Annotated in this window: 7 protein-coding genes; 4 read left to right on the top strand and 3 right to left on the bottom strand. The window is 69.8% G+C overall.

All coding sequences use genetic code 11. The annotated features are described in order from the left end of the window. Positions 1–412 (bottom strand): GNAT family N-acetyltransferase (locus DBR36_RS04765; protein WP_108317800.1); only part of this gene is annotated, 412 nt, incomplete at its 3' end. A gap of 68 nt (positions 413–480) precedes the next feature. Between DBR36_RS04765 and cysS the strand changes: the two genes are divergently transcribed. From cysS to DBR36_RS04750, 3 genes are read left to right on the top strand one after another with little or no spacing between them, the layout of a single operon-like run. Next, complete coding sequence (cysS, locus tag DBR36_RS04760) at positions 481–1,881, top strand: cysteine--tRNA ligase (protein ID WP_108317799.1); 1,401 nt, start codon at positions 481–483, stop codon at positions 1,879–1,881. Beyond that, positions 1,874–2,872: a 23S rRNA (guanosine(2251)-2'-O)-methyltransferase RlmB gene (rlmB, locus tag DBR36_RS04755; protein ID WP_108317798.1), complete on the top strand. Its 999-nt coding sequence runs from the start codon at positions 1,874–1,876 to the stop codon at positions 2,870–2,872. Before cysS ends, rlmB begins: the two co-directional genes overlap by 8 nt. A 25-nt stretch (positions 2,873–2,897) precedes the next feature. Continuing rightward, positions 2,898–3,539: an NAD(P)-dependent oxidoreductase gene (locus DBR36_RS04750; protein ID WP_108317797.1), complete on the top strand. Its 642-nt coding sequence runs from the start codon at positions 2,898–2,900 to the stop codon at positions 3,537–3,539. Positions 3,540–3,736: 197 nt separating this feature from the next. Here the strand turns inward: DBR36_RS04750 and DBR36_RS04745 are convergent, their stop codons facing one another. Further along, positions 3,737–5,059 (bottom strand): DUF4032 domain-containing protein, encoded by a 1,323-nt coding sequence (locus DBR36_RS04745; RefSeq protein WP_108317796.1) that lies wholly within the window; start codon positions 5,057–5,059, stop codon positions 3,737–3,739. Positions 5,060–5,141: 82 nt separating this feature from the next. Next, positions 5,142–6,245, bottom strand: coding sequence for an ABC transporter ATP-binding protein (locus tag DBR36_RS04740; RefSeq protein WP_108317795.1), 1,104 nt, complete (start codon positions 6,243–6,245; stop codon positions 5,142–5,144). A gap of 213 nt (positions 6,246–6,458) precedes the next feature. On the opposite strand from DBR36_RS04740, the gene DBR36_RS04735 reads away from it, so the two are divergent. Further along, positions 6,459–7,409 (top strand): thioredoxin domain-containing protein, encoded by a 951-nt coding sequence (locus tag DBR36_RS04735; RefSeq protein WP_108317794.1) that lies wholly within the window; start codon positions 6,459–6,461, stop codon positions 7,407–7,409. Positions 7,410–7,470 lie beyond the last annotated feature (61 nt).

Genomic DNA, 7,470 nt, shown 5'->3' with positions numbered 1-7,470 from the left:
GGAAGGGCGGGCACTCCTCGAACCCCTCGCTGGCGTAGAGGCGTCGCGCGGGGAGGAAGTCGTCGGTGCTGCCCGTCTCGAGCCACAGACTGCGGATGCCGCGTTCTTTCGCGTCCTCCATGATGTGCCGCAGGATGGCCCGTCCGACGCCCTGCCCCAGGTGGGCCCCGACCACGCGCATCGATTTCAGCTCGGCGCGATCGTGGTCGATGTCTTTGCAGGCGCCGATCCCCGCGAGCTCGTCGTCGACCCAGGCGGACCACACGGTCACACCGTCCGCGGCGAGACGGTCGGCGTCGAGCGCGTGGACGCTCTCGGCCGGGGTGTTCTCGAGCATGCCGGCCAGGTGCGCGGCGACCAGGGCGCGCGTGGCGTCGCCGGTCAGGTCGTCGACGTGGATGGTGAGAGGCATGCCCTCACGCTAACCGCGCGATGTTACGGGCACGGGTCGCGCCGAGGGGCGGCCGGTAGGCTGAAGAGGTGACCGTTCGGCTGTATGACACGAAAGCGCAGGCACTGCGCGAGTTCGTCCCTCTCGATCCTTCGAACGTCACCGTCTACGTGTGCGGTCCGACAGTGCAGTCCGGACCCCACATCGGTCACGTGCGCGCGGCCTTGGCCTTCGACCTGCTGCGGCGCTGGCTCGCCCGCCGCTACGGGCGCGTCACGTTCGTGCGCAACGTCACCGACATCGACGACAAGGTCCTGGCCAACGCCACCGAGAGCGAGCCGTGGTGGGCGCTGGCGTACCGCATGGAACTCGAGTTCTCACGCGCGTACGCGGCCGTCGGCATCCTCCCGCCCACCTACGAGCCTCGCGCGACCGCCTCGGTCACGCAGATGCAGGAGCTGATCGCCGAGCTGATCGCTCGCGGCCACGCCTACGCCGCCGAGGGCGACGTGTATTTCGACGTGCGTTCGTGGCCCGCCTACGGCGAGCTGACCCGGCAGAGCCTGGATGCCATGGAGCCCGCCGCCGACGCGGATCCGCGCGGCAAGCGCGACCCGCACGACTTCGCCCTGTGGAAGGGCGCGAAAGCCGGCGAGCCCGACTCGGCCACGTGGGCGTCTCCGTGGGGCGCAGGGCGCCCGGGCTGGCACATCGAGTGCTCGGCCATGTCGCGGCGCTACCTGGGGGCGGAGTTCGACATCCACGGTGGGGGACTGGACCTGCGCTTCCCGCACCACGAGAACGAGATCGCGCAATCGACCGCCGCCGGCGACGCGTTCGCCCGCTACTGGGTGCACAACGGCCTCGTGACGGTCGACGGGCAGAAGATGTCCAAGTCGCTGGGCAATTTCACCCTGGCGTCCGACATCCTCGAGTCCCATGACCCCCTCGTGGTGCGCTACGCCCTCGCGTCGGCGCACTACCGGTCCACGCTGGACCTGAGCGAGGCGTCGTGGGCCGAGGCCGAGACGGCTCTCGGGCGCATCCGCACGTTCCTCGATCGCGCGAAGCGCGTCGTCGAACCCGGGTGGACCGAGGCGGAAGAGGGGCTCCCCACCGAGTTCATCGAGGCCATGGACGACGACCTCGCCGTTCCCCGCGCCCTCGCCGCGATCCACACGAGCATCCGCTCCGGGAATGCACTGCTGGACGCCGGCAAGTACGATGAGGCGAAGCAGGACGTGATGGACGTCATGCAGATGACGCTCGTCCTGGGCATCAACCCCCACTCGTCGCAGTGGGGTGACACCGGGAACAGCGCCGAGACCGCCGCGCTGGACGCCCTCGTCCAGACGATGATCACGCAGCGCGCGCACGCGCGCGCCGACAAGGACTGGGCCGCGGCCGATCGCATCCGAGACGCGATCGCCGCCGCGGGAATCACGCTGGAAGACACTCCAGCCGGAACCAATTGGAGTATCGATGGCTAAGCCTGGACGCCCGGGAGCACGCAACCCCGGCAAGAAGAAGGGCCCCCTCAAGGGCACCGGCGGGCACTCCCGCAAGGCGCTCGAGGGTCGCGGCCCCACACCCAAGGCCGAGGACCGCGCCTGGCACCCCGCCGGAAAGCGCAAGGCCGCCGAAGAGCGCTATGCCGCCGCGGGCGGCAAGGGCCGACCCGGAGTCCGCGCGGTCGGGAGCAACTCGAACCGCAAGAGCCCGAAAGCCGCTGACGACACCGAGACGGTCACGGGCCGCAACTCGGTGCTCGAGGCCCTGCGCGCGAAGATCCCCGCGACCGCGATGTACATCGCTCAGCGCGTCGAGATGGACGACCGCGTCAAAGAGATGCTGTCGATCGCCACGAACCGCGGCATCCCCGTTCTCGAGGTCACCCGCCCCGAGCTGGATCGCATGGCCGGCTTCGACGGCGTGCACCAGGGCGTCGCGCTCAAGGTGCCGCCGTACGCCTACGCGCACCCGCAGGACCTGCTCGAGCAGGTCATCGACCGCGGCGAGGTCCCGCTGCTCGTCGCCCTCGACGGCGTTACCGATCCGCGCAACCTGGGCGCGATCATCCGCTCCACGGGCGCGTTCGGCGGCCAGGGCCTCATCATCCCGCAGCGTCGCTCGGCGAGCGTCAACTCCGCCGCCTGGAAGACCAGCGCCGGAGCCGCGGCCCGCATCCCCGTCGCCCTCGCGGCCAATCTGACGGCCACGCTCAAGGAGTTCAAGAAGCAGGGCGTCTTCGTGCTCGGTCTGGACGGCGACGGCGACGTGTCGTTGCCCGCCCTCGAGCTCGCCGACCGCCCGGTCGTCATCGTCGTCGGTTCCGAGGGCAAGGGTCTCTCGCGCCTGGTGACCGAGACGTGCGACCAGGTCGTGTCGATCCCCATCTCGACGGCGACCGAATCGCTCAACGCCGGCATCGCGGCATCCGTCGCCCTGTATCAAGTGTCGACGCTGCGCGCGACCGTCTGACCACCGCCCCTCGGAAAGGAACGTCATGCCCCGCATCGCCGTCATCGGAGGAACCGGCTACGCCGGTAGCCACATCGTCACCGAGGCCGTGCGCCGCGGCCACACCGTGGTCTCGGTCGCTCGTTCGGTCCCCACCGAGCGCGTCGAGGGTGCGACCTATCTCGAAGGCACCGTGCTGGACGTGCCAGGACTCGTGGCCCAGCTCGAGGGCGTCGACGTGGTCGTGTCGGCCGTCGCTCCGCGCGGCGACATGGAGGGCAAGCTCCGCCCCGCGATCGCCGAGCTCGTCACGGCACTCCCCGAAGGGGTGCGCGTCGGTGTCGTCGGCGGCGCGGGCGGATCGCTCGTCGCCGAGGGCGGCCCGCGCCTGATCGACACCGACGGCTTCGCCGAGGAGTACAAGCCCGAGGCGCGCGAGGCGATCGGCATCCTCGAGGATCTGCAGGCGGACGACACCGGTCGCGACTGGTTCTACGTGCACCCGGCCGGCGGCTTCGGCTCGTGGGCGCCGGGGGAGCGCACCGGTTCGTACCGCGACGGCGGGGACGTCCTCGTGGTCGACGAGAAGGGCGACTCGTTCATCGGCGGCGCCGACTTCGCGGTCGCCGTCCTGGACGAGATCGAGACCCCCGCGCACACGCGCGGTCGCTTCACCGTCGGTTACTGACGCGACACGGTCGAAGGCCGCGGCATCCCGGATCACGTTCCGGATGCCACGGCCTTCGTCGTTCCGGGGCGACGGGCGCTCGCGCGGGAGCGCCGAGATCACGCGAACTCGTCGAGAACGCGAGTCCTGACGCGTGATCTCGGCGAGGTCGCGTGATGTCGCGCGGGCCCCATCCGGGACGGGGACGGACCGCGGCGTCAGACCAGGTCGCGCCAGTCGACCAGATCGGTGTCGGTGGTGGGGACCTCGCCCGTCGCGGGGGCGTCGGCGTCGGACACCGTGGGGATCGAGAGCGTGTCGGTGGGCGGTCCCATCACCGTCGCCTCGTCGCGGCGGTGACGAAGCACGTCGTCGATGTACGAGCTCACGACCTCGGCGAGCGGCACCGATCGACCCCGCGCCTGCGACATGTACCAGCGGTGCTCGAGCACCTGGTGGAACACCTCGGCGGGCTCGAGCTTGGCGCGCAGATCCCACGGGATGGCCATGACGATCGGCTCGAAGACACGGGTCAGCCACTCGTGCGCGACCATCTCTTCGTCGGCGCCCAGGCGCGAGACGCGCGCGCGGAACTCGTCGAGGTCGTTGAGCAGACGCCGGGCCTGGTTCTCTTCGACGTCGAGACCCGTCAGGCGCAGCAGGCGGCGCTGGTGGTGGCCGGCATCCACGACCTTCGGCTGGATCGACACCTGCGTGCCGTCGCTCGCGGTGCGGATCGACATCTCGCCGATGTCGAAACCGAGCGCGTTCAGACGGTGCACGCGCTCGGTGATGCGCCAGGACTCGTCGACCGCGAAGGATTCCTTGTCGGTGAGGGCGCCCCACAGCGAGTGGTAGGACGAGACCAGGCCGTCGGCGATGGCCACGGCATCCACTCCGCCCTCGAGACGTCCACCGGCCTCGAGGTCCATGATCTCGCCGGCGATGTTGGTGCGGGCGATGTCGAGGTCGTGGGCGCGCTGTCCGGGGCTGAGACGATTGCCGTGCAGCTCGCCCGTCTCGGCGTCGACCAGGTACGCGGCGAACTCGCCCGCGTCGCGACGGAAGAGGGTGTTCGACAGTGACACGTCGCCCCAGTAGAAACCGACGTTGTGCAGGCGCACGAGAAGCACCGCGAGGGCGTCGACCAGTCGCGTCGCCGTGTGCGGGCGCAGCACCTGCGTGAAGAGCGCGCGATAGGGGAGCGAGAAGCGCAGGTGCGCGGTCACCAGGGCCGCGGGTAGCGGGCGACCCGAGGCGTCGGTGCGCCCGGCGATGACGGCGACGCGGTCGACGCAGGGAGCGGCGAGGCGGTCGAGGTTGCCGAGCATGTCGTACTCGCGACGAGCCATCTCTTCGGTGGTCTCTTTGATCGCGACGACACGACCCGAGAGGTTGGCGAAGCGGACGAGGTGACGCGAGATGCCCTTGGGGAGGGCGACGATGTGGCTGCTGGGCCAGTCGGCCAGAGAGGTGGACCAGGGCAGCTGCAGCAGCCCCGGGTCGACGGTGCTGGCGGTGATGCTGAGCGATTCGGACACGGGGGCCTCCGGGAAAACGGTGCGGCGCGCCCCCGGCCCGACCAGGTCGGGATGCCGAGGACGCGCCGCGTCGATGCGTGGGTCAGGCCGAGGCGATGGCCCGGTCGGTCAGGCGCTCGCCCGACTCGAGGTCGAACACGTGGACGTGTCCGGGGACCGGGGCCAGCACGACCGTCTCGCCCGCGTTGGGGTGACGACGACCGTCGACGCGCGCGACCAGGTCGGTGCGCTTGCCGTTGATGTCGGTGTGACCGTAGAGGTAGCCGTCGGCGCCGAGCTCCTCGACGAGGTCGACGACGACCGAGAGGCCGCGGCCGTCGGCCGGGGCGACCTGGATGTCCTCGGGGCGGACGCCGATGGTGACCTCGGAGCCGTGCGCCTTGCCGATGGTGTCGGCCTCGACGGGGACGACGAGGTCGCCGAAGCGGACGCCGCCCTCGGCCAGGTCGGCCGTGAAGAGGTTCATCGCGGGGGAGCCGATGAAGCCGGCCACGAAGACGTTCTTCGGGGTCTCGTACAGGTCGCGCGGGGTGCCGACCTGCTGCAGCAGACCGTCCTTGAGCACGGCGATGCGGTCGCCCATGGTCAGGGCCTCGGTCTGGTCGTGCGTGACGTAGACCGTGGTCACGCCGAGGCGGCGCTGCAGCGACGCGATCTGCGTACGGGTCTGGACGCGGAGCTTGGCGTCGAGGTTCGACAGCGGCTCGTCCATGAGGAAGACCTGGGGCTGGCGGACGATCGCGCGACCCATCGCGACGCGCTGACGCTGACCACCCGAGAGGGCCTTGGGCTTGCGGGTCAGGTACTGCTCGAGGTCGAGGAGCTTGGCGGCCTCGAGGACGCGCGCGGCGCGCTCTTCTTTGCCGACGCCCGCGATCTTGAGCGCGAAGCCCATGTTCTCGGCGACGGTCATGTGGGGGTACAGCGCGTAGTTCTGGAAGACCATCGCGATGTCGCGGTCCTTGGGCGGCACATCGGTGACGTCGCGGTCACCGATGAGGATGCGGCCCGAGTTGACCTCTTCGAGGCCGGCGAGCATGCGCAGCGACGTCGACTTTCCGCAGCCCGAGGGGCCGACGAGGACGAGGAATTCGCCGTCTGCGACGTCGAGGTTGAGCTTGTCGACCGCGGGGCGGGTTCCGCCCGGGTACAGACGGGTTGCGTTGTCGAAGGTGACGGACGCCATGTTTTCTTCTCCTTCACCGGCAGGTACGTGCCGGACGATCCGTAGTGAATGGAATGAACGGGGGCGACCCCGTGCGCCCGACATTGGACGCAGGGTCAGTATCGCACGTGTCTGGTCATTTCTCAGCCAGCCTCGTTAGCATCGTTGATCGTTCGCCCCACCCGAGCGATCCCCCTGATTTCATGCGGCAGACGTTTCTGCCCGGAAGGTTCCATGTCCCACGACGAGACTCCGCACGTGCCCGCCGAACGCGATCGTCGCGAGGCGGTGCGCGAGAAGGCGCAGCAGGTCAAGGCGAAGCAGACACGCTGGCGTATCGCCCGTCGCTCTCTCCTCGCGATCGGCGCCGTCGCGGTCATCGGCGTGGGTGCCGTGGGCGTCTCGGCCGCGCTGAACTCGCGTGAGGCGCGTTCGCAGGCTCTTCCGGATGCCGCCAGCGACGACGGTTTCGTCATCACCAGCGCCTCGCAGGTCGCCGACCCCCTCGCCGACCAGACCGTCGACGGCAGCGCGGCGACGATGGCGGCCGGAGCGGCTGCTCCCACCGCCGCGCCGACCCCCGAGCCCACGGGATCGGCCGCGCCGGTCGATATCCGCGTCTACGTCGACTACATGTCGACCGAGGCCCGCGAATTCCAGGCCGCCAATGCGACCCAGCTGTCGAAGTGGGTCACGGACGGAGCCGCGTCGCTGACCTATTACCCGGTCGCCATGCTGACGTCGAAGTCGAACGGCACGAAGTACAGCCTGCGCGCCGCGGGCGCCGCCGCGTGCGTGGCGACCCACGATTCGGACCGGTTCTTCGCGTACAACCACGAGCTGCTGACCAATCAGCCCGCGGTGGACTCGGACGGGTACAGCGACCAGCAGCTCGCCGACATGGCGCAGGGCGCCGGCATCAGCGACATCGCGACGGTGCGCGAGTGCATCGAGGACGAGACGTACACGGCGTGGGCGAAGGCCGCGACCGACCGTGCGATCAAGGGGCTGCCTGACACGAAGGGTCAGGCGCTCACCGCGACCCCGACGGTCTTCGTCAACGGCACCGAGTACGTCGGCAACATGAACGACGCGAAGGAGTTCGCGCAGTTCGTGCTCACCGTCGACAGCAATGCGTACTACTCGACGGCGACGCCCACCCCCACGCCCACCCCCGCCGGTTGATCGCGCAGGTGTTTCCCGCCCTTTCTATGAGATTCTGGTGACATGAACGACGAGCTCGAGG

It is taken from the genome of Microbacterium sp. HMWF026 (assembly GCF_003061325.1).
Classification (GTDB): domain Bacteria; phylum Actinomycetota; class Actinomycetes; order Actinomycetales; family Microbacteriaceae; genus Microbacterium; species Microbacterium testaceum_E.
Note: the sequence above shows the minus strand (reverse complement) of the source record. Positions and strands in the feature narration are given on the sequence as shown.

Bases quoted from the DNA above. Each gene is read 5' to 3' on its own strand.
- rlmB (WP_108317798.1), top strand. From the start codon at position 1,874: ATGGCTAAGCCTGGACGCCCGGGAGCACGCAACCCCGGCAAGAAGAAG.
- DBR36_RS04750 (WP_108317797.1), top strand. From the start codon at position 2,898: ATGCCCCGCATCGCCGTCATCGGAGGAACCGGCTACGCCGGTAGCCAC.
- DBR36_RS04740 (WP_108317795.1), bottom strand. From the start codon at position 6,245: ATGGCGTCCGTCACCTTCGACAACGCAACCCGTCTGTACCCGGGCGGA.
- DBR36_RS04735 (WP_108317794.1), top strand. From the start codon at position 6,459: ATGTCCCACGACGAGACTCCGCACGTGCCCGCCGAACGCGATCGTCGC.